This is a genomic window from Mesorhizobium sp. B283B1A (assembly GCF_020165735.1).
GTDB lineage: Bacteria > Pseudomonadota > Alphaproteobacteria > Rhizobiales > Rhizobiaceae > Mesorhizobium > Mesorhizobium opportunistum.
In genome coordinates this window covers 21,299-47,902 of record NZ_JAIUIQ010000019.1, presented here as the reverse complement: position 1 = coordinate 47,902, position 26,604 = coordinate 21,299, and the positions used below count along the sequence as shown (strand labels likewise).

Here is a 26,604-nt window from a genome sequence, read left to right as displayed (position 1 = left end):
GTTCATCGAATTCGGCCGGATCAGATCAGTTGCAAATTGGCGGCCGATTCGCGGCCCTTGGCGTCACGCTCCAACTCGAATTGCAGCTTCTGGCCTTCGGCGAGACCCGGGAAACCGGCGCGCTCCAATGCGCTGACATGGACGAAAACGTCCTTGCCGCCGTCGGCCGGCAGAATGAAGCCGAAGCCCTTCTGGCCATTGTAGAATTTCACGGTTCCGGTGTTCATGGATGTCTTTCGCGGATTGAGAAATCGTCGCACGGCCAATGTGCCGCGCGCCCGGTATCGATGATTTGGTATGAGATTGGCGGGTCGAGAACCTCTGACGCCGCGAGATGCCAATTCTGGCCCAAACGATGCCTGTTATATATAGATCGGCTGGGCGGCGTCTTCAAGATGATTCATGAAATCCGCCCACCTTCGGTAAAAAATAGATCGCTATAAATACCAATATAATTCTGCTATGGTTGCAAAATATTTCAAAAAATTCTGACGGTGCACGGGGATATTTCCCGGGCTCATGTATTTTTATTTACTACGGAACGAGGACAAATCCATGATTTACACAAGAAGCTCAAGGGGAAAGACCGCGGCGGTCAATCCGATCATCAAGCCGACCGCCATACATGCCATTGCTGTCGGCCCCACCGGCCAGCCGATGATCGTCAAGTCGGCACGGCTGACCATCAGAAGCGATGAGGCGGCACGGCGAACGATCGCCGACACCGATGGCACCGTGAGGCGGGCCAGGCAGGTTGCCGAGACCAATCGTCTGATCTGATCGCCCTCACGACGAATAGGGCTGGGAACCACGCAAAGCCTTGAACCTGCCGCGCCAATGGCTTAGATCGCGGCAGGCGGACAAACACGGCAGGTTTCCCATTAACAGAGATCAGAGAAGAGCGGCGGGTGCGGGAGCGAGGTCTGGCGCTGGGGGACAGCCGCCGCTGGGGCTCGACCAGTATGTGCAGCAGGCGCTGCAACTGCATCAGGCCGGGCGCCGTCAGGAAGCCGAGGCGATCTACCGGCAGGTGCTGGCGCGTCAGCCCAAGCACGCGGCCGCGGCGCATTTCCTCGGATTGCTGCTGCACCAGACCGGGCGCAGCGACGAGGGGCTGGATCTCATCGAACAATCGGTGCAGTTGCAGCCGACGAATCCCGACTTCCTCAACAATTTCGGCACGGTGATGCGCGATCTAGGCCGTCCTGCCGCAGCCATCGATTTCTTCCGTGGCGCGGTGGATCTGCGGCCGGACCAGCTCGCTGCGCGCGACAATCTCGGTTCGTCGCTGAAGCAGGTCGGCCAGTTCGAGGAGGCCGAAGAGATCTATCGCGGCACCGTCGCACGCAACCCATTTCATGTTCGCGCCCGCATCGGGCTTGCCGAAACGCTCCAGGAGGCCGGGCGGCTGGACGAGGCGCTGGCGGTTTTCCAGGAGGCACTGACCATCCGCCCCAAGGATGCCGATCTGTTGCACGGGCTCGGCGTCGGGTTGATGGAAAAGGGCAAGCTCGACGAAGCTGCCGATCTGTTCCGGCAGGCGTTGGCGGTCAATCCCGGCATGGCCACGGCCTGGCTGATGCTGGCGCAGGTCAAGCGACAGCAGGAGCGCGATGCCGAATTGGCTGGCATGGAAGCCCAGCATGCCAAGGCGCCGCAGGACAGCCTGGCACGCATGCAGCTGTCCTTCGGGCTCGGCAAGGCCAATGAAGATCTGAAGGACTACAACAGGGCCTTCGACTATTTCACCGAAGGCAATGCCATTCGCCGCAAGGGGATCAACTATGATCCCGTCAGGACGCGCGCGGAATTCGAGGCGATGAAGACTGTGTTCGATGCCGGCTTCTTCGAAAGGCACAAGCCGAGCCCGATCACCGATGACGCGCCGATCTTCATCGTCGGCATGCCGCGTTCGGGTACGACGCTGGTCGAGCAGATCATCGCCAGCCATCCACAGGTCTATGGTGCGGGCGAGCTCAGCATCCTGAAGAAGGCGGTCGGCAAGCAGTTCCCGGCGACGATGCCGGGCGGCTTCCCCTGGGGCGTAACGGATACGGACGATTCGGATTTCGCCGAGGCAGGCCGGGCCTATCTCGACATGCTGCACGCCCGCTTCCCGCATATGCGCCATGTCACCGACAAGATGCCGGGCAACTTCCTGCTCGTCGGCTTCATCCACATGATGATGCCGAAGGCCAGGATCATCCATTGCGCCCGCGATGCGGCGGCGACCTGCCTGTCGATCTACAAGGTGCATTTCCGCGGCGACAGCCATCGCTACGGCTATGATCTCGGCGAACTCGCCGACTTCCACAATCTCTACACCGACATCATGGCGCATTGGCACAGCGTGATGCCGGGCGTCGTGCACGACTTGCGCTACGAGGATTTCGTCGCCGACCAGGAAGGGCAGAGCCGGGCGCTCATCGACTATCTCGGCCTGCCATGGGACGATGCCGTGCTGTCTTTCCACCAGACCGACCGGCCTGTGCGCACCGCATCGGCCGCGCAGGTGCGCCAGCCGATGTACCAGGGCTCGGTCGACCTGTGGAAGCGCTATGGAGACAGGCTGAAGCCGCTGCTTGATAAGCTCGGCGGGTAATAGATTGGCAACAGGCGCTCAGTTGCGCCAGCTGCTCAAAGCTCCATGAACGGCTGGAAGCCGCCGAAGATCATGCGCTTGCCGTCGAACGGCATGGTCGACCAGTCGGACTGCAGGCGAGGATCGGCCATCACCTTGGCCATGACCGCATCGCGACTCTGCCTGGATTCGTAAACGGCCCAGGAGAAGATGACGACCTCGTCGTCCTTGGCCTGGACGGCGCGCGGAAACGAGGTGACCTCGCCATAGGGCACGTCGTCGCCGACACATTCGACATAGGCAAGCGCGCCGTGTTCCATCCATATCGGGCCTGCGAGGTTGGCCAGCTTCTTGTAGTCGTCAAGTTTGGCCTTAGGCACGGCAAGCACGAAACCATCGACATAGGACATGGTGGAACTCCTCATTGGTGGGGTTCTTCCTTCTCCCCTTGTGGGAGAAGGTGGATCGGCGCGCAGTGCCGAGACGGATGAGGGGTGTTCCAGCTTGGCGCCAAGTTACCCCTCACCCGGATTGCCAACCGAATTGCGAAAGGCAATTCGGGGCAATCCGACCTCTCCCACAAGGGGAGAGGTGAAAAGCTTCCGCCTTACTTCACCGGCGCATTCATGGCCCAGGCGACGCCGAACGGATCGTTGAGCTGACCCCAGCGGTCGCCCCAGAACATCACTTGCAGAGGTGTGACCACCTCGCAGCCGGCATCGACGGCGCGCTGCCACCAGGTGTCGATATCGCCATCGCCGAGATGGAGCTGCAGCGTGTAGCCCTGCGCCTTCTGATGCGGATGGCCGTGTTCGGGATAGGCGTCGCAAAGCATCAGCGTCGAGCCGTTGATGTGGAGATGGATGTGCATGGTGCGGCCCTGCTCGTCGGCCGGATAGGCAAAGACCTGCTCGGCGCCGAAAGCCTTCTTGTAAAATTCGGCGGCCTTGAAGGCGCCGTCCACCTGCAGATAGGGGGTCAATCCGCCGAGCACTTCTGCCCTGGGCTGAACGGGGGTCTGGTCGGTCATCTCTTGCTCCTCTTTGCGTTGACTTGGCTTTGCCAATCCCAGGACGCACGGGACGACGGCTATCCTACATGGCCGCCGAATTTTTTTCGCAGGCCAGGCCCGGACAGGCCGGGCAAACGGCGGCATTGAACGAACGGCACATGGGCCGGTTCGCCGCGGTCAAATGATCTTGGCCGAGACGGTAGCCGCGCGACGGCTGTCTTGCGCATCCAAGATTTCCGGAAAGCCGATGTCCTTGCGCAGTTCGGCCGGCAGCGAGAGCAGGATGCGTTCGCTGCGATGGCGGGCACGCGCTGCCGCGTATTGGGTTGCGATGCGACCGATGGATGAAAGGACGGACATGATGCATTCTCCCTGGGTTGACGCCGGCATCATCGTGTCGGCATCCCAAGGACGAGGCAGGTTCAGGCAATCCGACACAGCTCTTGAATCTTTTTCGAGCAGCTTGAGACCGGCTGTTCTGGCGCTATTTACTTTAAGCAACGGTCTCCAAACGTTCGATCGTTTCGAGATCGGCTTTCTTGGCCTCTCCCTCCACGGCAAGATCGTAACTCGCCTGCATGTTCATCCAGAACTGCGGCGTGGTTCCGAAAAACTTCGCAAGGCGCAGGGCGGTGTCGGGCGTTACCGGTGTCGTCTCTCCGGCCAGGCGCTCGATGCGTGTACGTGGCACATGCAGCTTCTTGGCCAGCGTATACGGCTTCAGGCCAAGCGGGACGAGGTATTCCTCGCGAAGGATTTCTCCGGGATGGATAGGCGGGTTGATGTTCAGCATTTGACATCTGTCCTTCAATGGTAGTCGGTTATTTCGACGCCCTCGGCTTGTCCGTTCACCCAGCGAAAGCAGATGCGAAACTGATCGTTGATGCGGATGGAGTGTTGGCCGGCCCGATTGCCTTTCAGGGACTCAAGCCTGTTGCCTGGGGGCGTCTTCAGGTCCGACAACTCGGTCGCGTTGTCGATCATGAACAGTTTCCGTTGGGCTGATCGGACAAGGTCCGATGGAAAGCCCTTTGGAGACTTGCCGTTCGAAACGGCCTCGCTGGTCTTGTCCTTGAACGAGCGTATCATTTGTCGAATCCAATGGACGTACCATCACACGATACGTTTCGGGAGTCAACGGTACGTCTCATGGAATGATACGAACCTCCGACCTGCCGACGGCAGGCCGGAGTTCCGTTTCTCCGCTCAACCGGTGACTTCAGCCACCTCCCGGAAAAAGTCCTCGGGATCCTCCACCTCGGTCAGCTTCCGCTTCTCGATCAGCCAGAAGCGGTTGCCGATGGCGCGGATGAAGGAGCGGTCGTGCGAGGCGAGCACGCAGCTTGCCTGGTGCTTGAGCAATTCCTCCTCCAGCGCTTCCTGGCCGTCGATGTCGAGATGGTTGGTCGGCTCGTCGAGCAAATAGAAGTTGGGATTGGCGAGCCTGAGCGCCAGCATCATCAGCCGAGCCTTCTGGCCGCCGGACAACACGCAGATCTTCTTCTCCTGCATCTCAATGACCACGCCGGCACCGGCAAGCAGCGAGCGGGCGCGTTGCTCGCCGACATCATGGCGGCGAGAGACCATGGCCAGCGGCGTGTCGTCGCCGCTGATGCCCGACATCGCCTGGTCGCTGTAGCCGAGCACCGTCGACGGCGTCACCTTCACATTCTGAACGGTGTCCGGCTCGAGGATGGCGTTGCGGATCAAGGTGACGAAGCGCGACTTGCCGACGCCATTGCGACCGAGCAGCACGATGCGGTCTCCCTGGCAGATGTGGCGCTTGCCGGTTTTGAACAGCAGCGTGCCGTCGGGCGTTTCAACCGCCGCGTCGTCGAGCGTGATCAGCACTTTGGCGTGGGTGCCGCGATTGGCCAGTCTTATTGCCCCGGCCGACTTCTCGCGATGCGCCGGATTCGCCGCCTCTTCCAGTCTTTCCGCCCGCTGGTTGAGCTGCTTGGTCTTGACCGTCAAAAGATCGCTGCCCGAGTTGATGCCGATGTTGTTGAGCTTGGCGGCCTGGCGGCGCAGTTGCTGCGCCACCTTCATGTCGCGCTGGAACTTGCGCTCGGTCGAGGCGTCGACCTCGTCGAGCGCCTGCCGGGCGCGGGAGTAGGGCAGCGCAAACACCGGCGACTGTTCCGGGCGCAGGAACAGGGTGCGATTGGTGGTGGCGTCGAGGAAGGCGCGGTCATGGCTGGCGATGACGACAGGCACCTCGCGCGGCAGCGCGGTCATCCAGCTTTCCAACTGGCTGATGCGGGCGAGGTCGAGGTGATTGGTCGGCTCGTCGAGCAAAAGCACGTCCGGATCGGTGACCCAGACGCGGGCGATCAGCGCCAGCCTCTGCCGGCCGCCGCTCAGCGCGCGCATTTCTCGCTCGCGCATTGCCTCCGGCACATCAAGCGAATCCAGCACCACATCGACGCGCCACATCTCGCTGTCGGCCTGCTCGGGCGGCAGGGCGTCGGCCACCACCTGATGGAAGGTGCGGTCGAGCAAGGCAGGGGCAACGGACTGTTCGACATGGCCGGCGCGCAGGCCGCGCGTGCGGGTGATGTCGCCCGACGTCGGCTCCATCTCGCCGGTCAGGCATTTGAGCAAGGTCGACTTGCCGCGACCGTTGGCGGCGACGATGCCGAGCCGGTCGCCGGTGCCGATGGTGAGGTCGAGATTGGAAAACAGCGGCGCACTCATGGTGACGCCGAGGGATTTGAGGCTGATCAGGGCCATTGTGATTTCGCTTTTTTGGTTGGCGCATGATCCTTTCCGAAACCATCCGGCTGTCGGGGTCATGCGCTCTTGCCGGAGACAACTCCGGATGCACTTTGACGGTGCGCTTGCTGGCCATCAGGCTCGGCATTGCAGCACCACGAAGGGCAGACCAAAAAATCGAAGCGGGAAAAACCCGGACCGTCCCTGGTCAGCCCTGCAAGCAAGCTCGCAGGGCAGAAATCGGGCCACGCTGACGATGGTGACGATGAAACGTGAACACGTGAGCCCTCCTTTCAAGACGTTCGAGTACAGAGCCCGAGGTTCTGTTCTCTTGTTAAAGCATGATCTTGCCCGAAAACCGGATTCCACTTTTCGGGAGCACGCTAGAGGCGATTACACCAAAGGTTGGGCCGATGGCAAGACGGCCGCTTCCGTCCGGCGCGGGAACGGGTCCAGCACCAGGATGCAGCCGCCGATGATCGCCGTCGCGCCGAAGCCCTGGACGACGGTCAGATGCTCGCCGAGCAGAAGCGTTCCGGCCAGCACCGCTATCGTCGTAACCGCGAATTCGACGCTGACGGTCCTGGTGGCGCCGATGCTGGCAACCAGCCGGAAATAGACGATGTAGGTCAGCGCGCTCATCACGCAGGCGAGAAGGGCGAGGTAAAGGAAGTCGACGGGGCGTGGCATGGCTGGCACGGGGACCGCCAACAGCAGCGGCAACGTCATCAGGCCGCCGAACAGGAAAGCGGCGCCGGTGAGTTCGAAAGAGCCGGCCGCGCGCAGATGGCGGTTGGCATAGTTGCTGCCGAAGGCGGCGGAGAAGGAGCTGAACAATGAGGCGGCGCAGCCGAACGCGAAGGGTGCCGTGACCGGGACGGCGGGAAAGCCGACCAGCACGGTGATGCCGGCGGCGCCGAGCAGCAGGCCCGTCAGTCCGCGAACAGTGATGCGTTCAAGCCCCCACAATTGGCCGAGGATCATCGAGAACAGCGGGATCGCGGCAACGAGGATCGCCGCCATCGCGGTGCCGATGCGCGGGGTGGCGTAGGACAGGCCGATCAGTTGCGCCGCGACCGTCGTCGCGCCGACCACGGCGAAGTGCCGCCAGCCGGCGCTGAAATCGAGCCGCCGCCGCGTCGCCGCCGCGAGCAGGAAGAGCGTGATGCCGGCGATCAGCGCGCGCAAGGTGACCGCCCCGACCCAGCCGAAGGCATGCACAACCTTGAGCAGGACGAGGAAGGACAGGCCCCATGTAATGGCCAGGAAGACGTAGGCGGCGATATCCCTGGGTTTCATGGGTGAGCCGGCGGAATGTTGCGTGGAGAGGCGGAATTGCAGCCGTGCGTATCGTTTCCGCCGCTCGGCGGCAAGGAATGGCTCATGGTCCAGAGGCGGCTGGGCGAAGCGGGACGTTAGGAGCGGAGCGCTTTCCCTTCTCCCCCTGTGGGAGAAGGTGGCCTCGCGAAGCGAGGTCGGATGAGGGGTGCTCCAGGGAATACCAACGTCTCACTCCGCTGGAACACCCCTCAACCGTCTCGGCGCTGCGCGCCGATCCACCTTCTCCCACAGGGGGAGAAGGAAGCGGCAGCTACCGTCCCGGCCGACCTGTCTTGCCCGGCCGGCGCTTCTCTCGGCGGGCGTCGCCTGGATCCTCATACGAACCGATGCCGGCGCGCTGGCGAATGATTGGTTTGTCGTCGCGATCCTTCGCGCCCCCCTCGGCCCTGCCGGGCATCTCCCCCGCTTGGGGGGAGATCGGCTGCGGCTTGGTGGGCAGCTTTCCTTCGACCGGCTTTTCCGTTCGCCGCACGGTCATCTCGTCGAGCGAGTTCTTCTTGAACAGCGGCTTGGTGGCTTCGCCTGGAATGCCGAAGTCGGAGCCGTGTGCCTCGGACGCCGACTGTTTCTTGAACAGCGAGCGCGATACGGCACCCGCCGGCGTTGTCATGTCGGTGCCGGGGCCCATGTCGTCGATTGAGGGTTTGGCAAACAGCGGCTTCTTCACCGGGACAGCGCCGTCGGCGCCCATCTCGTCGAGATCAGGCTTGCGGAAGAGGTTGGGCCGGGCAGCCTTGGCCGCCTCTTCGGCGGCACGCGCTTCCTCGAACTTGCGGAAACGCTCCTGTTCCTCCGCCGTACGATGTTTGGCCACGCCCTTGTTGTGCTTGCCCTTTTCGCGGCCCGAGGCAGGGCTTTGGCCTTCCACCTCGCGCGCCAGCGGATCGTCGGAAATCGACAGTTCCATCTCGCGCAGCCGCTTGATCTCGTCGCGGATGCGGGCGGCCTTCTCGAAATCGAGATTAGCGGCGGCGTCGCGCATCTGCTTGTCCATGGCGTCGAGATGGGCCTTGAGGTTGTTGCCCATCATGGCGCCGGCGCTGTCGGTGAACTGCGAGATGTCGGCGCGGACGTGGTCCTTCTCGTAGACCGAATCCAGAATGTCGGAGATGCGCGACTTCACCGATTCGGGCGTGATGCCGTTGGCCGCGTTCCATTCCATCTGCTTTTCGCGGCGGCGGTTGGTTTCGGCCATCGCCCTTTCCATCGAGCCGGTGACCTGGTCGGCGTAGAGAATGACCTTGCCGTCGACATTACGGGCAGCGCGGCCGATGGTCTGGATGAGAGAGGTTTCCGAACGCAAGAACCCTTCCTTGTCGGCATCGAGGATGGCGACGAAGCCGCATTCGGGAATATCGAGGCCCTCGCGCAGAAGGTTGATGCCGACAAGCACGTCGAAGGCGCCGAGGCGCAAATCGCGCAGGATCTCGATGCGTTCCAGCGTATCGATGTCGGAGTGCATGTAGCGCACGCGGACGCCCTGCTCATGCAGGTATTCGGTCAGGTCCTCGGCCATGCGCTTGGTCAGCACGGTGACCAGCGTGCGGTAGCCGGCCTTGGTGGTCTCGCGGATCTCGCCGACGACATCGTCGACCTGGCTTTTGGCCGGACGCACTTCGACCGGCGGGTCGATGAGGCCGGTCGGGCGGATGACCTGCTCGGCGAAGACGCCGCCGGCCTGCTCCATCTCCCAGCCGCCCGGCGTTGCCGAGACCGCGACGGACAGCGGGCGCATGGCGTCCCATTCCTCGAAACGCAGCGGCCGGTTGTCCATGCAGGACGGCAGGCGGAAGCCGTATTCGGCCAGCGTCGCCTTGCGCCTGAAGTCGCCCCGATACATGCCGCCGATCTGCGGAACGGTGACGTGGCTTTCGTCGATGAAGACCAGCGCATTGTCGGGGATGTATTCGAACAAGGTCGGCGGCGGATCGCCGGGCTGGCGGCCGGTGAGATAGCGCGAATAGTTCTCGATGCCGGCGCAGGAGCCGGTGGCTTCCAGCATCTCCAGGTCGAAGCGGCAGCGCTGTTCAAGTCGCTGTGCCTCCAGCAGGCGGCCGGCGCGTTCCAGTTCCACCAGCCGGTACTTGAGCTCTTCCTTGATCGACTTGATCGCCTGGTTCAGGGTCGGACGCGGCGTCACATAGTGCGAGTTGGCGTAGATCTTGACGCTTTTCAGCTCGCCGGTCTTCTGCCCGGTCAGTGGATCGAACTCGGTGATCGATTCGATCTCGTCGCCGAACATCGAAATGCGCCAGGCACGATCCTCAAGGTGGGCCGGAAAGATCTCGATCGTATCGCCGCGCACGCGGAACGAGCCGCGGACGAAATTGATGTCCTGGCGCTTGTATTGCTGGGCGACGAGGTCGGCAAGCAGCGCGCGCTGGTCGAGCCGGTCGCCGATCTGCATCTGGAAGGTCATCGCCGTATAGGTCTCGACCGAGCCGATACCGTAGATGCAAGACACCGAGGCGACGATGATGACGTCGTCGCGCTCGAGCAGCGAGCGCGTCGCCGAATGGCGCATGCGGTCGATCTGCTCGTTGATCGAGGATTCCTTCTCGATGAAGGTGTCGGTGCGCGGAACGTAGGCCTCCGGCTGGTAATAGTCGTAATAGGAGACGAAATACTCCACCGCATTGTCGGGGAAGAATTTCTTGAACTCGGAATAGAGCTGCGCGGCCAGCGTCTTGTTGGGCGCCAGGATCAAAGCAGGGCGCTGCGTCTCCTCGATCACCTTGGCCATGGTGAAGGTCTTGCCGGAACCGGTGACGCCGAGCAGCACCTGGGTGCGGTCATTGTTGTCGACGCCTTCGACAAGGTCCTTGATGGCGGTCGGCTGGTCGCCGGCGGGTTCGAAATCCGACACCATCTTGATGGCGATGCCGCCTTCGGATTTTTCCGGACGGGCAGGGCGGTGCGGTGTCCACAGCACGCCGTCCTTGTGCAGCGGATTGCCGGATTCGATCAGTGCGGAGAGGGCGGCCACCGTCGCGGTGACGCCGCTCGAGGACATCGTCTCGGCCTCTTCCAGCGAGACGTCGAGGCCGGCGACGGGATTGAGGCCGGCGGCGGTGCGCTCGCGGGCGGTGGCCGCGCCGCCCATCGAGGTGCCGCGCGCCGTGCGTCCCGGGGCGGCGGAGCGCTCGGGTATCTTCTTCGACGGTTTCGGCGATTTGCCGCCGTCGCCCTTGCCGGTCTGGCGCCCTTCCTTCTCCGCCTCCTGCTCGATCTGCTCGGCCCAGTCGGCGATCGAACCGGTCAGCGGCGCGCCCGACAGTTCGGGTTGCGGCATCTCGGCGAAGCCGCCTTTGCGCAGCGGTTCGGAGGCGTCGAGGAAATCGGTCAGCGGACTGCGCCGCTTGGGCGCGGCGCGGTCGTCATTCGCCGTCGGCGGCGTTTTCTTGTCGGGGGATCTGGCCATGTCCCGAATATGGGAGGTCTTGGCCAAAATGGAAAGAGTGGGATGGGGCGGGGCACGCCGCCAGACGCGGCTCCTGACAGAAGGCTGTCAGGAGGAGAAAGCCACGGCTCCTGGCTGTCTGACGCCGATCAGGCGCCGCTTCCGTTGGATGCTACCCGCGTCGCCGATCCGTTCAGGCGCGGCACGACGACCAGGCGCTTGATCTTGCCCTTCTTGTAGGCGGCGAGGAAGCGCGCATAGTCCTTGAAGGCAACGCAGCCGCTGGACTGTCCGTAACGGCCGCGAAGCAGGTAGCTGTGGGCCAGGAAGCCGTCGCGATTGTATTTGTTGCGGCCATCGACCGGGGTGAGGCGCAACGCCTCGACACCGTGGAAGCGCGCCTCGCGCAGCGACAGATTGTAGGTGTTGGGCGGCGTCGGTCCACGGTTCTTCTGGTTGACATAGCGCGGCTGGTCCGTCATGGCGCCGACGCCCGAATGCGCTTCCAGCCTCTCGCCGTCCGGCATGTAAACCATGCCGGCGCTGATGTCATAGACTGCAACGCCGTGTCCGGCACCGCTTCCGGCGCTCGGCCCGTTGAACAGGTTTCTGAACGCCTGGCCAAGGCCGCCCGAAGGCGTGTCCGGCTTGGCATAGGCCAGCACGTCGCCGCCTTGGCGGCCTTGCCTGGCCTGTTGGGCCGGCTTTGCCTGGGGAGCCAGCTTCTGCTGCGCGATCTTGGGCTGTGGAGCCGGCTTGTCCTGCTCCACGGCCTTGTCCTGTTCCACCACCTTGGGCTGCTGCGGCGCGTCATATTGCGGCCGGCGGGTCGGCAGAGGCACGTCGTCGGTGAGCGCGTCCGGCAGCGAGGCGGCGTCGCCGGGCTGCGCCTTTTGGGTCTCGACAGGCGCGACCGCGACATCGGCCGAGGCGCCGGTCATCGGCAGCGGCGAGGCGAAGGCTTCGTCCTCGACCGGCATCGACTGGACGAGGGCGAGCGCCAGCTGCGCGTTGTCAGGCGTCTCCGGCTGGGCAAAACCCGTCGGCGCTGGCGCGGTCTGCACGACAACCGAGCCGGTGCCGGCTCGGGCGAAGCGTTCCGCCGCGGGCGGTGGAATGTCGTCCGACAGGCTGGCCACGACCTGGACGGACGGCACCAGCGACGCCTGGGTAATCTGGGCCCCGATGCTGGAAATCACCGGGCGGGCGTCGGCCGTGGCGACAGGCTTGCCGGCGCCGGCAAAGGCGGCCGCGAGCTTGGTCGGCGACAGCGATGCTTCCATGCGTTCGAAGCGCTCCTGCGCCTTCGACTTCAAGACCGCCGGCTTTGCCGATGCCACGAGACGTGCGGATTTCTCCGCGTGGGGGCTCACCCTGGCCAGCTTGAAACAGCTGGCGCCGCATTGCACGGCATGATCGTGCAGGGCTTGTGCGCCGCCATGGGCATTGGCCAGCACGAACGGCGCCGAGGATGTCAGGAAATGTTGTTTCAGCGGATCGGCCAGCGCCAGCGAGCCCGGCATGGACAGCGTCTGCGGCAGGCCGCCCGACGTCGCCGACAGCGAGGCGCCGACCGAACTGAGGCCGGCCATGGTGCCGATCAGCCAAAGGCCCACGGCAGCGCCGACGCCGGGCACGGCGACCCAGCGGACGATCCGTTCAGGGGTGAAGGATGAGGAACGTGGAGCGTCGCAGGCATTCTCGCCCTCCCAACGCGTGTCCCCGACAATGTTTCTACTCAAGAACGCCATGCCACCAATCTTGCTCCAATCGGCTCCCACGTCCGCGGCTGTGATAGCCGCGACGACCATTCTGTGAGTGATCCCAGGTGGTCCCCGACGCGTTTTCCGCGCCTGTCGTTAGTTGCCGATTGCTTCAAAATATGGACAAAGTTGGTTAACCAATCCCTCTCAAAACCAACAGAGAGACGTGGACTTTGTGCCGAAAAAGGCTTGTCCACGACCATGCACGCGGTATTGCAGCCCTTCCAATCCTGTTTTGCTGCCCGTTTTTGTCCGGCAAGTCAAGCAAAACAGCCCTTGCTAATTTGTGCGGGTCGCTGTTCAGCCGGTCATGCCACGATGGCGGGCGCTCGTTGCGTGGCGTCGGGAAGGCCTTGGGCACCGTCAAAAACTGTTGCCCGCCTGCCACAATTTTTTGGCCCGGGCGGCTGTCTCGCGACGGCCATTGACTTGTTTTGGGTGCCGGTGCAACGCCAGTTCCGACCCGCCGCGTCGGCTCGAAACTGGCGCCATCGCCTTCCTCGCCCCGGATGCCGCCCACGATACGTCCGTCACGCGGGCCTTCGTGGGCAATCCATTGCGGCACGGGGTTCCGCGTTAAGGCAGGCTTACCGCGGGCAGGGCGCCATCGATACCGATGTCGGCGATCTCAGCCAGTTCGGCGGCAACGGTTGCGGCACGGCGCGCCTTCGGACCGTGCTGTGGCCAGACGAGACGGCGCTTGATGGTCAGCGCCGGCACGTCACGGGCGATCTCGATGAGATGGCCGAGATCGAGATGGCGTCGCAACACCAGTTCGCTCGCCAGCAGCGCGCCCATGCCGGCGATCGCCGCTTGTGCCGCGACGATCGTCAACCCGAAGCGCGGGCCCTGGTCGATGGCTTTCGGCGGGCGGCCGGCCGCCGCGAACCAGTCGCGCCAGGAGGGATAGACGTCGTCGCCCATCGTCGGGTCGATGTGCAGCAGCGGCATCCTGTCCAGCACCTCGGCCGCGTCCGGCCTGAGATGGCTGTGAACCAAGGTGGGTGCGCAGGCCGGGATCACCCGTTCGGTGAACAGGTCGAGCGATGCGAGGTCCGGTGCGGCACCCCGGCGATAGCTGATGGCGAGGTCGACGCCTTCCTCCTGCATGGCATCGTGCGCGACGGAGGTGACGATGCGGACATCCAGCCTGCCCAGCGCTGCCCGCACCTTGTTGAGCCGGGGTGCCAGCCAGAGCGAGGCGAAGGACGGATCGGCCGCGATGGTGAAGGTCTCGGCCCGCCGTTCGAAGCGCAGCCGCCGCATGCCGGAGGCGAGCGCGTCGAAGCCGCGATCGATGTCGGGCAATGCGGCCTCGGCGGCGCGGGTCAGGGCAATGCCGTTGCCCTCGCGGTGGACCAGCTTGATGCCGAGCCGCTCCTCCAATTGCCGGATCTGGTGACCTATGGCGCCGGGCGTCACGCCCAGTTCCTCGGCCGCGCGCGTGAGGCTGCCGGCCCTTGCGGCGGCCAGCAGTGCGCGCAGTCCGGAGAGCGGCAAGTCCCGCAACGTTGTCATGTTTTGAGTTTACCTCAAAAGCTTGAGAAGGAAACTCGTTTGAAGAGCGGTTTTTCCTTGCCTAGGCTGGTCGAAGAAATTCAAAGCACAGGGGACACCAGATGCTCGACACGCCAAAGCATGCAAGCCAGCCGGGATCTGCCGGCTCTCAAGCGATGCCGGTCCGGGCCATGCGAGCCGAGGGCGGGTGGATCGCCATCGAGCTGGCGGATGGCCGCGCGGCAAAACTCTCGACGCGCTGGCTGCGGCTTGCATGCGCATGTGAGCAATGCGGCGACACCGCCTCGGGCAAGAGGTGGCTGACGCCGGCCGATGTCGGCGAGGCCGTCCGTGCCGGGAGTTTCGATGTCTCGACGCAGGGGCAGGTCACCGCGATCTGGCAGGGTGGGCATGTCTCGCGCTACGACGCGGCTTTCCTCGCCAGTCATGCCGGCGGTGCGGGCCCGGTCCGCTTCCAGCCGCAACTGTGGAACAGCGATCTCACTGCCCGGCTCGGCCGCTTCGCCTTCGACGCGGTGGTGGCGGACGACGAAGCGCTGTTCCAGTCGCTGCGGGCGCTGAGGGATCACGGTATCGCCATGCTGACCGGGGTTCCGGCCGAGACGGAGGCGACGGCGCGGGTCGCCGGCCGCTACGGGCCAATTCGGGAGACCAGCTACGGCAAGGTGTTCGATCTCATCTCGCGGCCGGATGCGCGGGTGGCGGGCGAGACGGCGCGGGCGCAGATCCCGCACACGGACGAGCCGTTCCGCTATGCACCGCCAGGCTTCATTTTCTTCCACGCCATCCGCACCGGTGCGGGCGCCGGCGGTACGTCGCTGATGGTCGACGGCTTTCATGTCGCCGAACTGATGCGGAACAGGACGCCCGACCTGTTCGAGCTGTTGACGCGCCACGGCGTCACCTTCCACCGCGAGCACGCCGGCGAGGTGTTCTTCAGCGCCGAGTCGCATGTCATCAGCCTCGATGCGGCAGGCGCGGTTACCGGCATCCGCTGCAATGACCGCTGCCTGGCGCCGCAATGGGCGGCTGAAGACCGCATCGACGGGCTGATCGAGGCATTGGCCGAGCTGACACGGCTGATCTGCGATCCGCAGAACCAGTTCCAGCACCAGTTGCAGCCGGGCGAAGTGCTGGTCTTCGACAACCAGCGCGTCCTGCATGGCCGCAGCGCCTTCGATCCGACGCTGGCCGTGCGGCACCTCAGAAGCTGCAACATCGACCGCGACGGCGTTCACAGCGCGTTTCGGTCGCTGGCCAGACGGTTCGCGCCGGAGGAGGCGGAACAGGTACTCTATCAGGGCGCGATTTTCTGAGCTTGGCGCATGCATTGTCTTATGCTGCGCTGGTCGACCCCCACTCCGTCTCGGCTTCGCCGAGCCACCTGCCGGGGCGAGCCACGGGTCTCGCCCGTCCTTCGGACCCCCCGATCGACGGGGTAGAGGAAAGGCGCCAAGCTTTTTCGTCGTCAACGCTCGTCCAGCAACGCTCCCTTCCTTTCCCTCCGGAGGGGGGAAAGGTGGCGCTGCGAAGCAGCGACGGATTGGGGGAACCACGTGGCAACCAAGCCTCGGGCCGGGGGCGAGGAATCCAAGTTCTGTTGGGCCCTCAATTGAACCATAGGGCGAACGTCAAAAATCCACCGCCGCCGAACTGACGCTGGATCTGGTCGAAATCCTCGCTGGTCAGGATCTTGCCGCTTTCGAGGTAGGGCGCGATGCCGGGGCCGGTGATCGACAGCACGAGGTCGAAGGGCTTCGGCTCGTCGAAGAAGCGCTTCATGTTGATGCCCTTGCCGGTGATGCGGAAATGCGGCAGCAGCGCCCGGCCTTCGAGCAGATCCTGGGCCATGGTCAGAGTGGCGAGCCACGCCTGCACCTGCTCCTCGCCGACTTCGAGACCGGTCAGCGGATTCTCGCCCTTCTGCTGCGGGCCGGGCAGCCATTCGCGGTCATTGTCTTTCTCGGCGCGGATCGCCTTCCAGTCCTCGCGCGACAGCCGGATCATTTCGAGCAACTCCTGGCGCGCCGCCTTGCGGCGCTCCGGCTCGACCACCGGCCAGTTGATCATGTGCACCATCGAGATGAAATCGGCGATGCGCCATTCCGAGGAGAAGATGCTCGAGCCCATCTCGCTGGGCGGGGGCACGAGAATATCCTGCAGCGGCAGCTTGGCGCGCGGGAACAGCATGTGGAATGAGCCGTCGAAAGTGGCCCTTGAAATCATGCGCCAGCCAGAAATCGGCCTGCGCCATCAGGAACTCGGCATAGCCCTGGAGCCAGTAACCGTCGGCGCGGTCGAAGCGGAAGGTCAGCGTGGGTGCGGCGTCGCCCTGTGAAACGCCGCCGTGCGACAGCGCGGCCATGATCGCGGCCATGCTCTCATCAGGCGCGATCGTGCTGTCCTCGTTGAGGTCGATGCCGACATGGGTAAGGTCGATGACCATGCCGATATCGGCCTCGGCGTGGACCGAGCCCAGTGTCGCGGCGGATTTTTCCAGGCGGTCGCGGAAGGCGAGCAGGATGGCGCGGAATTGTTCGTAGGTCAGCGGCTCGGGATTGGGATTGGTCGGCACCGGCAGCTGCATCAGCGGCAGCATGAAGGATTGCGGGCTCTCGAAGCCATGGCGGTGCAGACCGGTGGCGAGCAACTCAAGTGCTGTGAAGAATTCGCCGGCGCCGGCGGCATAGGCCGATGCCGGGTCTTTCGGCGCGGCGGCCTCCAGCGTCGACAACGCGCCATCGCGCGCGGCCACGGTCTTGGCCTTGAACAGCGCGGTTGCCGCTTCGGGCATGGTGGCGCTGGCAGAAGACAAGCTGGCAAAGGATAAGGGAAGAACCATCATGAAGCCGGATGCCAGCAGGCTTGCTATTCGTGTCATTCTTTCCCTCCCACGCGGTGTTGCGGGCGACCATACACGAATGTCGGCCTCCGCGCTTCAACCTGTCCGGCGGACGGTCTACACAGGGCAAACGATTGGGCTTTGCGTGTCGAACTATCCGCTCTCCTACAAGCTGTCCTGGCTGCCGCGTTTCGTGAAGCCGTCGCTCGGCGGCGATGCCGGCGGGTTTGCGCCTGCGGCTGCAACGTTGGTGGACCCGCCACCGAAGCGGACTGTGCGGCTGGCCTTCATCGGCGATATCTCGGCAGTGGCCAATCGCGGCGCGCCGGACTGCGATCCGGCCATCAAGGCGCTGCTAGGTGCTGCCGATCTGGTGATCGGCAATTGCGAAAGCCCTGTCGTGGACAGGCCCAGTGCCGTTCTGGGCACCAAGCTCGGCACGCATCATGCGATGAGCGAGCGATTTCTGGCCCAGGCGCTGTCTTCGGTCGGTTTCGCCCGCGAAAAACTGGTGCTGTCGCTGGCCAACAATCATGTGCTCGATCAGGGCGTCTCCGGCTTCGACCATACGGTGGCGGCGCTGAAGCGGCTCGGTATCCGCACGATCGGCCTGGCGGCCAATGGCCCGGTGCAGCCTGTCCAAGCCGGACCGCTGACCGTCGGCCTTGCCGCCTTCACGCTGTGGCGCAATGCGGATGAATATCTGTTCGCCGGCCGCGTCTCGATGGGCAGCGACCCGGCAGGCTGGCCGCGTGACGGTTTCGATCTCCTCTGCGCCGTGCCGCATTGGGACTGGGAGTTCCGGCACCTTCCACGCGCCGAAACACGAGCGCTGGCCAAGCGCCTGGCCGGGCAAGGCGTCGGCCTGATCGCAGGCCATCACGCGCATGTCGTGCAGCCGGTGGAACGGATCGGGAAGACGGTCGTCGCTTATGGGCTTGGCGATTTCCTCGGCACCGCCCTTGTCCACCAGCCATGGCCGGGGCGCATTGGCGGGATTTTCGTCGCCGACGTCAGTGCCGATGCAGGAACGCGTGGGATGATTGCGGCTTACCGGCTGTACCCGTTTGTACGGGTGCGGTCCGGCGACCACGAGCGGCTGGTGCCGGTGGAGGGGTTGGAGAGAACATTGAGGGAAAGGGTCGAACGGCGGTTGAGTGCGGTTTTCCCTTCTCCCCTTGCGGAAGAAGGTGGCCGCGAAGCGGCCGGATGAGGGGTGTTCCAGGGAACACCAGCGTCTCATTCCGCTGGAACACCCCTCATCCGTCTCGGCGCTGACGCGCCGATCCACCTTCTCCCACAAGGGGAGAAGGGAAGATCGCGCTTGCTGCCTCTGGCCGGCGACTTTCTCGCAAAACTGGCTATCATGAGCTCATCGAGGCTTGCGGGGGATGGCGGTGGAAACGGCGGATTTCATGCCTGATGGGACGGTGATTGCCGCCATCCGGAAGGACATCGAGAGCTATGAGGCGGCGCGGGCCTCGGTGGCGCGGCAGGTGCGCTGGCGTGTGCCGGTGTTTGTCGGCCTGGTCGTGGTCGCCGTCGTCGTGCTCACCTGGCTGTTCAACAAGGTGGCCGACCCAAACGAGCAATGGTTCTCGCCGCCGCATGTGTTCCTCTATGCCGTCGGATTCGCGGCTTCGAGCCTGCTCTACTTCCAGGCCATGAAGCCGGCCGCCCGGCTGCAGCAATCGTTCCGCCAAACGCTGCTGCCCATTATCTTCGGCTTCATCCGCGATGTGCGCTACCAGCACGGCGGCAGGCCAAACTCCTTCGACCGGCTGCCGCGCGAGGCGGTCGGGCCGTTCAACCGGCAAGCGTTCGACGATGTCATTTCCGGCCGCTACGACGAGTTTCCGTTCGAGCTCTACGAAGCGGAATTGCGGGAAGGGACGGGCAAGGGCTCATCGACGGCCTTCAAGGGCGTCATCGTTGCCTTCGAGGCCATCGAGCCGTTCCCTGGAATTCTGGTGGCGACGCGGCGCACCAACGCGGTCATCGGCTTTTTTCGCGGCATGTTCACAGCCAGGATGCAGGAACTGTCGTCGGGTGAGCCCTTGCTCGACGCGGCTTACGAATTCCGCACCGACAATGTCGAGGCGGCGCGGCCGCTGGTGACCGGCCGGTTGGCGCAGGCGCTGAAATGGCTCGGCGAAACCTGGCCGGACGATCCGGCCCGCGTCGCGCTCAATGGCGGCGACGGTTTCCTGCTGTTGCCGCAGGCGAAGAACTTCTTCGAGCTGCCGGATATTTCGGTTCCGCTCGACTACAACAGGCACGTCGCGCCGATGATATCGGATATGGGCGCCATGTTGGCCACGGCAGCGCTGGTGCGCAAGATCGGCGCGAAGAACGCGGCGGATTAGCCGAGCTTGGCCGTCAGCAATCGAAACCGTATCTGTCGCGCATGGTGTCCACCTCTTCCTTCGACATTTTCTTGAACATCACGCAGACTGTGAAGGCGCCGACCTGCCGCCCATCGCGGGTATAACCCCAATCGGAAATATCGCCCCGGGTGAATTCTATGTTCTGGCCGAGGACGACATTGCGCACTTGTTCCGGCTGGTTCGCCAATATGCCGACAAAGCCGGTTTCGGTGCGCCGGAACGGGATGACCCAGAAGTGCTCGGTGACGTTGCCGTCGCGCACCTTGACCTTCAATTTGAACCTCTCCGTGTCGGACGGAGGAGCCTCGGACAACGCCAGGAATTCGTCCAGGCTGGCGAGCGCCTTCGCGGTCGCTGCTGCCATCTCGGGGTCGTCCTCGGTAAACATGATCGTCTTGTCGCCATCCGAGTCCGCGTCCTGCGCAGAGGCGGACCCGGGCCCAAGCGCCAGCAGCAGCGATATTATGGTCCGGAATACAAACTTCATGGAATCACGCCCCCCTCTGGCTGCCGATATTCTCGTGCACTCATTTCGAATTTGCAACCATAGCGAGAGCTAAGGTAGAGGTTTCGTGCCGATCGGTGAAACAAAACTTGTATGGCTGGAAAGCCAGCGGGTGGTTTCGTGAAGCGGCCCAACGAGGATTGCGGCGGCAGCATGGTGTTCGGACATCGCTCGCCGCAATCGGCCAAGTGACTCTTTTCGTGGACGGAGCGCGCTTGCCGGGAAGCGCCAAAGCGGCAAGAGGTCACCTCAGCCGCAGGCAATGTGTCGGAATTAAGCCTATGAATTGCTTTGCGAAAATTCACCCAACGTGATTTGCGGCTGGCATGCTTTCCGCTCAGTTTCAGGCCGTTCGGTGCCGTCGTTTCCCAAGGCGACACCGGGCGAGAACTGAAACAGCATGGAGTGCTTACCGATGAAGAAGACCCTCGCAACCACCGCCGCCCTGCTCGCCTTCCTCGGCACGGCCTATGCCGCGACCGTTCAGGGCACCATCCAGTCGGTCGACGCGACGACCAAGTCGATCACGCTCGACGACGGCAAGATCTACCAGCTGTCGCCGGACGCGGCGGTCGGGAAGCTGAAGGTTGGCGCCAAGGTGGCGGTGACGGTCGACGACAAGACCGGCATGGTGACGTCGATCAAGAAGGCTTCGTAAAAGCCGCCGACGTTCAAGCACTTGCCTTCTCCCCGTCATTATTTCGGGGAGAAGGTGCCGGAACGCCGTTCCGGCACAGCCGCTATGGTTTTTGCCAAAAGGCCGCGCTATCCCTTGGCCAACGGGGGATATTCATGGCCGAGCACCAAAAAAGGTTTCGCCTGTCGCGGCGGCTGCTGTTGGGTGCGGCGGTGGCCGGCGGCGCGGTGTTGTGGGGCGGAACCACCATGGCGCGGCTGGCGCGCGGGCCTTCCGGACCGAAGAATGCCGGCCGCATCGCAGAGGTCGACGGCATTGCCCTGCCGCTGAAGCCGCTCGAGAACGCGCCGGCCTTCGATCCTGCGCTGCCCTGGTCGGCCGAAGGCGGCGACATCAATGATGCCAGCGGCCTGTCGAGGACGCCGGTCTATGGCGTGGTCGAGGTCGGCGAGGAGGACCATATCGCCAGGGCGTTGGCCTTCGCTCGCGACAACGGGCTGAAAGTCTCGCTGGCCGCCATCCGTCATTCGATGGGCGGCCACGCCTTCGACGACAACGCGCTGGTGCTCGACCTCAGAAAGTTCAACAAGGTGACCGTCGACTCGGCGGCCCGGACCATGACGGTGCAGCCGGGCGCGCGCTGGCACGACATCCAAAACATGCTGCATCCGCGCTTCGCGGTGAAGTCGATGCAGTCGACCGACATCTTCTCCGTCGGCGGCTCGCTGTCCGTCAACGCGCATGGCATGGACCATCAGGCGGGTTCGGTTGCCGGTTCGATCCGCTCGATGCGGGTGATGCTGGCCGACGGGTCGGTGATCACCTGCTCTCCGAGCGAGAACACCGAACTGTTCCGTCATGTCGTCGGCGGTTACGGCCTGTTCGGCGTGGTGCTGGAAGCGACGCTCGATATCGTCGACAATGCCGTCTACCGGACCTCACGGGAAATTATCAAATCCGACGACTTTCCGAAATTCTTTGCCGAGGTGCTGGAGCCGAACAGGGGGATCGGCCTGTTTTACGGCCATCTGTCGACGGCGCCGGGCAATTTCCTCGAGGACATGATCGTCTATCGCTACGACAAGGTGGCCGAGCAGCCGCCGGCCGATCAGCCCGAGATCGGCGAGCCGGAGGGTGTCGGGCTGAAGCGGGTGATCATGAACCTGGCCAAGCAGGGCAGCCTGTTCCAGGAGCTGAAATGGTTCACCGAAAAGACGCTGGAGCCGAAATTCGAGAGCTGCACGGTGGCGCGCACGGCTGCGATGGCGCAGGGCGAGGCCTGCCTCGTCACCCGCAACAACCCGATGCACGATTCGGTGCCCTATCTCTTCAACGATTTGGTGGATGAGACCGACATCCTGCACGAATATTTTATTCCACGCGCGGCGTATAATCCATTTATCGCCGAGGCCCGCGAGATCCTGCGCAACCAGGACCTGCCTGTGCTCAACGCGTCGGTGCGCATCGTCCACAAGGAGGATTTGGCGCTGACCTATGCACCGGAGCCGGCCTATTCGCTGGTGCTCTACATCAACCAGCCGACCGATGCCGACGGCAACGCTAAAATGCGGGCGCTGACGCGGGCGCTGATCGACGTGACGATCCGGCATGGCGGGCGTTTCTTCCTGCCCTACCAGCTGCACTACACGGCAAGGGAATTGCTGGCCTCCTATCCCGAACTGCCGGCCTTCCTGGCGGCAAAGCGGCGCTATGACCCGACGGAGCTGTTTTCCTCGACCTTCTACCGCGCCATCAAGGCGCTGAGCGGGGTGGCGTAGGCCAGGCAGAACTTCTTGTGAGGAAGGCGCCGGAGAGCGCGACGTTTGGAGCCTACAGCCCCGTCGGCATCAGGCCGGTCAGCCAGTTCACCGAGCGTTTGGCCGCGTCCGCGGTCGCCGATGCGGCGCGGCCGAGATCGGTCTTGACCACGGCGTAGCCGTTCTTGGTGCGGTAGAGCACGCCGGTGCCACCATCGACCACCTGCTCATAGGCGACAGGCCGGGCGGCTGCTGCTTCCAGGGCCGTCGTCGGCGAGCCGACCGGAACGCTCGGCCGATGGCTGAGCTCCGGCGGCAGCGGGTTTTGGGTTTTGACGATCCTGCTGGCGGGCTTCAGTTCCGGACGGGATGCAATGGCCGCCAGTTGCGAGGAGGACGACGATCCCTTCGTGCGGCAGATGCCGGAGACGAGCGGATAGTTGAAATTGCGCTCGTGCAGGATCTGGCTCTTCATCGCGGATTCGCACTCCGCGATGGTCGACCACTTGGCCGGCGTCTCACCGATATATTCGCACAGCTTGGCGTCGCAGTCGCAGCCGACGATGGTCATGGCGACAAGGGCGGTCTTGATCACGGTCTTGTCCCTTCGAGATGCCCCGGCAACCGATTCAGGTGCCATGTCACGGTCCCAAACCGTTTTCCGCTTTGGGCGACATGGAAGCGTTTCATCGCGCGCGAACAAGGCGGGATTTGGCCGCGATTGTGGATTGAGCGTGGCGTGGTGTCCGAAAGATCAACCGGGTGTCGATTCTGCAACAGAGACGCGGTTCCCTGTCGCCCCGGCCGCCGTCCCCCTGTCAGTAATCGTAGACGTGTTCGAGTTTCGCGCCGGCCTTGATCAGCGACGGCAGCACAAGGTGCAGCTTGCGCACGGCGACGACCATGCCGGTGCGGCGCATCGAGGGATCGGCCGGCAGCGGGTAGCTGAACAGGATGCGCATGCCTTCGGGAACGGCGATCGCATCCGTCGACAGCATGGTGACCATGATCTCGTCATTGCCGCCGATCTCGACGAAGGAGACGCCCTTGTCGATCAGGCGCGGGATCATGTCGGTGAACACCTGATAGCGCTTGGTGACGAAGACGGTGCCGTCAATGCCATAGTCGCGTTCCAGCAAGGTGTCGGGCTCGTTGCGCGTCGCTTCGCCGACCGGCCCCTTGGCCCAGACGTGGATGTCGAGCAAGGCCGGGTCGGAGGTCGCGGCAAGCGCCTTGGTGATCAGGTCGGCATAGCCCTGCTTGATGGTGTCGGCGAGACCGAAGGCGAGCTTGCGTTCGCTGGTGCGGATAGAACTGTCGCCCGGTGCCGGCTGCATGGCAAACAGGCCGGCGCGCTTCTGCGCATAGGGGAACTGGTACCACGGCACCTGGTCGAGGAAAGCGGCGTATTCGGCCGCCACCTTGGCCTGGTAGATGTCGGCGGCGGTGCGCTTGGCCGTCGTCGCCTCGGTGATGCGGCCGACCGTGTTTTCATAGGCCCATTGCAAAATGTGCTCGATCGAGTGGCTGGTGCCGATGATGACCAGCATCTGGTGGTCGGCATAGTTGAACTTGTAGGCAGAACCGGCGCGGATCACCATGGCGTAGTCCTGCCAGAAGCGGCCGACATAGGACCAGTAGGGGAAGCCGCTCGGCTGGTCGTTGGCGACGAAGCCGGCATATTCGCGCGCGGCATAGACGATCGCCCATTCCGGGTAGGTGAGGAAGGTCGATTCCTCCGGCCGCTGGTAGCCGGGGATCTCGGTGCGGACCTTGTCGGCCAGCGCCTTCGGCGGTGCACCATCGGCAATGCCGGGCAACGGCGTCTTGTCGAGTGACGGCGTCGTCAGGAAGCCGTAGGCCAGCCCGACGATGGGGATCAGGATGACGATGACGACCAGCCAAAGGATCGTCTTGATGATGCGCTTCAGCCAGCGGAACAGGAACATGGCCGGTCAGGCCGTGGCGAAGTGGTCGTAAATGCGCTTCGACAGCCAGAAGCCGACATAGACGGCGAAGCCGCCAATGACGAGGTGCGGCAGGTTTGCGAAGAAGCGGGCGGGAAATTCGATATCGTTGAGGGAGCGGAAACCGTTGATGAAGATGCCGGCATCAAGGCAGCCGGAGCCGGTGATCAGCCCGAGCACGCCATCGAACAGATAGACCGAGCCGAACAGCTTGAAATAGAACACCGCCTGGCGGTGCGAGATGAAGGCGGCGGCCAGCGCCCAGACGCCGGAGAAGGCGTGCAGCAGGTCGTCGTACCATTGCAGCGAGAACAGCCCGAACAGATTGCCGTTGGCGTCGTTGAAGGCCGGTATGTAGCCGATGGCGACGACGCCGAAGAACAGGAAAGCATAGGCAACGGCAAGCTTTTGGACGAGCGTCATGAAGTATCCCCCTTCAAGAGACTGCTTGGAAAGTCACTCCGGCGGCCATCTGATGGCGCCAGAGCAACTTTCGAAACAGTTTCTGAGCGCGTATCGAACAGACTCTATCTGCTCGATACTAACCGATTTCAGCGTGTGGTGAAGCGGCGCCGGCAAGATCGCTGGCAAAGGATATCGAGGGGAACGACAGTCGGCGCCGGGATTGCTCCCAGCGCCTCCCTGTCAGATCAGGACACGGTCGCGGCAGCAACTTCCGTAAAGTCGTCGCGCCATGCCGGCCTTGATTTTGACGGTCCTGCCAGCCACCACCCGAAGGCAGTGTCCGTTCCAGACCACGCCGGTCTTGGCCCTTGCGAGCTTTGCCCTGCGCGCCATCGAAGGTTTTTGCCGTCCTTCATGGCAGCATCGGTCCGCCGTCGGCGTTGGCACGCTTTCCGCGGCCCCGTAGGTCTCGGCCTCCGTCTCTCGCACAGGCAACCTGTTCTCGGTCCGGGCCGTACGGGCCTCAGGAAATCCGCCTTTCACTTTCGCCTTTCGGCTTGATGATCGGTAGCCGCCTGAGATGGGTTAAACTTACGCCGGGTAAGGGTTTTGGGGAATGGCCATGGGCCTGTGGATAGCGGGATTATCGGGGACCGCTTCCACAAGCCCGGGAATTTCGATGCCGGCTGCTTTAGACAGCCCGCCCGTTTTTTTGGGGCACGAACCGACAGCGCCCCTTGCTCCGCCGGCGGGCGCGGGCTTCAATGCCGGCAAACGATCGGGCATCTATGTCCGGCGACGGGGAGGGCGCGTATTTGAAAGTCGGGGTGGTGCTCAATCCGATTGCCGGCGGCGGCCGGCTGAAACGGCATTGGCCTCAAGTCGCCGCCTCGCTGAAGAAGCACTTCGGCGATTTCGAATTGCGCGAGACGCAGGCCGAGGGCGATGCCGAACGCCTGGCAATCGACCTTGCCGCCAGCGGTTTCGACCTGGTGATCGCAGCCGGTGGCGACGGTACGGTGAGCGAGGTGGCCGATGGCCTGCTGCAGGCGGCCGAAGAAGGCGGCCGCACAACCGAGCTTGGTCTGCTGCCATGCGGCACCGGCATCGATTTCGCGCGCGGGCTCGGCCTGCCGAAGCAGGTGGATGCGGCGCTTAAGCGGATCGCCGAGGCGAAGGGGCGCAAGGTCGATGCAGGGCGTATCGGCTACGTCGACGACCATGGCGCGCTGGCCAGCCGCCATTTCATCAACATCGCCAGTCTTGGCCTGTCCGGCGCCACCGACCGCGCCGTCAATGCCGACAAGCGCAAGGGCAAGATGTCGGCCAAGGCGCTGTTCCTGTGGCGCACCGTGGTCGAGTTCATCCGCTACCGCTTCCAGGACGTCAGGATCACCGTCGACGACGCCGCGCCGGTCGAGGCGCGCATGGCGCTGGTGGCGGTGGCCAACGGCAAATTCTTCGGCGGCGGCATGATGATCGCGCCGGATGCCGAACTGACCGATGGCGAGTTCGACATCGTCATCTTGCGCGCGGCGGGCAAGCTGAAGCTGATCTGGGACATCCGCCTGCTCTATGGCGGCAGGCACCGCAACCATCCGGCCATCACCATCCTGCGCGGCAAGAAAGTGGTTGTCGAACCGCTCGGCGATGGGACAGAAAACAACGCGCTGGTCGACATAGACGGCGAGTCGCCCGGGCGGATACCGGCGACTTTCGAGATACTGCCGGGAGCGCTGACGCTCAGATATTGAATCAAGGCGTTGCGGGTTTG

The 26,604-nt window shown here is 63.8% G+C and carries 23 protein-coding genes and 1 pseudogene; 8 read left to right on the top strand and 16 right to left on the bottom strand.

All coding sequences use genetic code 11. The annotated features are described in order from the left end of the window. Positions 1-20 precede the first annotated feature (20 nt). On the bottom strand, positions 21-227 hold the full coding sequence (locus tag LB577_RS17810; protein ID WP_224687695.1) for a cold-shock protein: 207 nt from the start codon (positions 225-227) through the stop codon (positions 21-23). 328 nt (positions 228-555) lie between these two features. Between LB577_RS17810 and LB577_RS17805 the strand changes: the two genes are divergently transcribed. Then, positions 556-780: a hypothetical protein gene (locus LB577_RS17805; protein ID WP_140571906.1), complete on the top strand. Its 225-nt coding sequence runs from the start codon at positions 556-558 to the stop codon at positions 778-780. Between the two features lie 184 nt (positions 781-964). After that, positions 965-2,602: a tetratricopeptide repeat-containing sulfotransferase family protein gene (locus tag LB577_RS17800; protein ID WP_224687694.1), complete on the top strand. Its 1,638-nt coding sequence runs from the start codon at positions 965-967 to the stop codon at positions 2,600-2,602. A gap of 35 nt (positions 2,603-2,637) precedes the next feature. On the opposite strand, the gene LB577_RS17795 is transcribed toward LB577_RS17800, so the two are convergent. The 10 genes from LB577_RS17795 to LB577_RS17750 form a co-directional block, all read right to left on the bottom strand. Next, a complete protein-coding gene (locus tag LB577_RS17795) occupies positions 2,638-2,991 on the bottom strand; it encodes a DUF1428 domain-containing protein (RefSeq protein WP_023768800.1) in 354 nt (117 codons plus the stop codon). Between the two features lie 197 nt (positions 2,992-3,188). Further along, the gene (locus LB577_RS17790; RefSeq protein ID WP_224687693.1) at positions 3,189-3,611 is read right to left on the bottom strand and encodes a VOC family protein; all 423 of its coding nucleotides are present in this window, start codon (positions 3,609-3,611) and stop codon (positions 3,189-3,191) included. Positions 3,612-3,770: 159 nt separating this feature from the next. Then, a complete protein-coding gene (locus LB577_RS17785) occupies positions 3,771-3,953 on the bottom strand; it encodes a hypothetical protein (RefSeq protein WP_023779625.1) in 183 nt (60 codons plus the stop codon). A 133-nt stretch (positions 3,954-4,086) separates the two neighbouring features. Further along, positions 4,087-4,386, bottom strand: a complete 300-nt coding sequence (locus tag LB577_RS17780) for a HigA family addiction module antitoxin (protein WP_023779626.1) — start codon at positions 4,384-4,386, stop codon at positions 4,087-4,089. A 14-nt stretch (positions 4,387-4,400) separates the two neighbouring features. After that, positions 4,401-4,682 (bottom strand): type II toxin-antitoxin system RelE/ParE family toxin, encoded by a 282-nt coding sequence (locus tag LB577_RS17775; RefSeq protein WP_224687692.1) that lies wholly within the window; start codon positions 4,680-4,682, stop codon positions 4,401-4,403. A 117-nt stretch (positions 4,683-4,799) separates the two neighbouring features. Then, positions 4,800-6,326, bottom strand: coding sequence for an ABC-F family ATP-binding cassette domain-containing protein (locus tag LB577_RS17770; protein ID WP_224687691.1), 1,527 nt, complete (start codon positions 6,324-6,326; stop codon positions 4,800-4,802). A 375-nt stretch (positions 6,327-6,701) separates the two neighbouring features. Next, positions 6,702-7,607 carry a DMT family transporter gene (locus tag LB577_RS17765; protein ID WP_224687690.1) on the bottom strand — a complete coding sequence of 302 codons (906 nt, stop codon included), beginning with the start codon at positions 7,605-7,607 and terminating at the stop codon, positions 6,702-6,704. A gap of 292 nt (positions 7,608-7,899) precedes the next feature. Beyond that, positions 7,900-11,070, bottom strand: coding sequence for an excinuclease ABC subunit UvrB (uvrB, locus tag LB577_RS17760; protein ID WP_224687689.1), 3,171 nt, complete (start codon positions 11,068-11,070; stop codon positions 7,900-7,902). A gap of 128 nt (positions 11,071-11,198) precedes the next feature. Further along, on the bottom strand, positions 11,199-12,800 hold the full coding sequence (locus LB577_RS17755) for a DUF2778 domain-containing protein (protein WP_224687688.1): 1,602 nt from the start codon (positions 12,798-12,800) through the stop codon (positions 11,199-11,201). A 588-nt stretch (positions 12,801-13,388) separates the two neighbouring features. Further along, positions 13,389-14,330 (bottom strand): LysR substrate-binding domain-containing protein, encoded by a 942-nt coding sequence (locus tag LB577_RS17750; protein ID WP_224687687.1) that lies wholly within the window; start codon positions 14,328-14,330, stop codon positions 13,389-13,391. Between the two features lie 101 nt (positions 14,331-14,431). Between LB577_RS17750 and LB577_RS17745 the strand changes: the two genes are divergently transcribed. Further along, a complete protein-coding gene (locus LB577_RS17745) occupies positions 14,432-15,646 on the top strand; it encodes a clavaminate synthase family protein (RefSeq protein ID WP_224687686.1) in 1,215 nt (404 codons plus the stop codon). A gap of 292 nt (positions 15,647-15,938) precedes the next feature. Here LB577_RS17745 and LB577_RS17735 read toward each other — a convergent pair. Continuing rightward, positions 15,939-17,211 (bottom strand): annotated as a pseudogene (locus LB577_RS17735) (hypothetical protein). A 106-nt stretch (positions 17,212-17,317) separates the two neighbouring features. On the opposite strand from LB577_RS17735, the gene LB577_RS17730 reads away from it, so the two are divergent. Together LB577_RS17730 and LB577_RS17725 are read left to right on the top strand one after the other, a co-directional pair. Then, a complete protein-coding gene (locus LB577_RS17730; protein ID WP_224687683.1) occupies positions 17,318-18,385 on the top strand; it encodes a CapA family protein in 1,068 nt (355 codons plus the stop codon). Between the two features lie 178 nt (positions 18,386-18,563). Then, positions 18,564-19,538 carry a hypothetical protein gene (locus tag LB577_RS17725; protein WP_224687682.1) on the top strand — a complete coding sequence of 325 codons (975 nt, stop codon included), beginning with the start codon at positions 18,564-18,566 and terminating at the stop codon, positions 19,536-19,538. A 13-nt stretch (positions 19,539-19,551) separates the two neighbouring features. Here LB577_RS17725 and LB577_RS17720 read toward each other — a convergent pair whose 3' ends face one another. Continuing rightward, the gene (locus tag LB577_RS17720) at positions 19,552-20,046 is read right to left on the bottom strand and encodes a YegJ family protein (protein ID WP_023767557.1); all 495 of its coding nucleotides are present in this window, start codon (positions 20,044-20,046) and stop codon (positions 19,552-19,554) included. A 433-nt stretch (positions 20,047-20,479) separates the two neighbouring features. Here LB577_RS17720 and LB577_RS17715 point away from each other — a divergent pair, with 433 nt between their 5' ends. Together LB577_RS17715 and LB577_RS17710 are read left to right on the top strand one after the other, a co-directional pair. Next, positions 20,480-20,722 (top strand): DUF1344 domain-containing protein, encoded by a 243-nt coding sequence (locus LB577_RS17715; RefSeq protein WP_023767559.1) that lies wholly within the window; start codon positions 20,480-20,482, stop codon positions 20,720-20,722. Positions 20,723-20,856: 134 nt separating this feature from the next. Beyond that, the gene (locus LB577_RS17710; protein ID WP_224687681.1) at positions 20,857-22,479 is read left to right on the top strand and encodes an FAD-binding oxidoreductase; all 1,623 of its coding nucleotides are present in this window, start codon (positions 20,857-20,859) and stop codon (positions 22,477-22,479) included. Between the two features lie 52 nt (positions 22,480-22,531). Here the strand turns inward: LB577_RS17710 and LB577_RS17705 are convergent, their stop codons facing one another. The 3 genes from LB577_RS17705 to LB577_RS17695 all read right to left on the bottom strand — a co-directional run bounded on the left by LB577_RS17705 (position 22,532) and on the right by LB577_RS17695 (position 24,848). After that, a complete protein-coding gene (locus tag LB577_RS17705; RefSeq protein ID WP_023767561.1) occupies positions 22,532-23,053 on the bottom strand; it encodes a hypothetical protein in 522 nt (173 codons plus the stop codon). Positions 23,054-23,276: 223 nt separating this feature from the next. After that, positions 23,277-24,407, bottom strand: coding sequence for a hypothetical protein (locus tag LB577_RS17700; RefSeq protein ID WP_224687680.1), 1,131 nt, complete (start codon positions 24,405-24,407; stop codon positions 23,277-23,279). 6 nt (positions 24,408-24,413) lie between these two features. Continuing rightward, on the bottom strand, positions 24,414-24,848 hold the full coding sequence (locus LB577_RS17695) for a hypothetical protein (protein ID WP_224687679.1): 435 nt from the start codon (positions 24,846-24,848) through the stop codon (positions 24,414-24,416). A gap of 797 nt (positions 24,849-25,645) precedes the next feature. Here LB577_RS17695 and LB577_RS17690 point away from each other — a divergent pair. Continuing rightward, the gene (locus tag LB577_RS17690; protein ID WP_224687678.1) at positions 25,646-26,584 is read left to right on the top strand and encodes a diacylglycerol/lipid kinase family protein; all 939 of its coding nucleotides are present in this window, start codon (positions 25,646-25,648) and stop codon (positions 26,582-26,584) included. Positions 26,585-26,604: the final 20 nt, after the last annotated feature.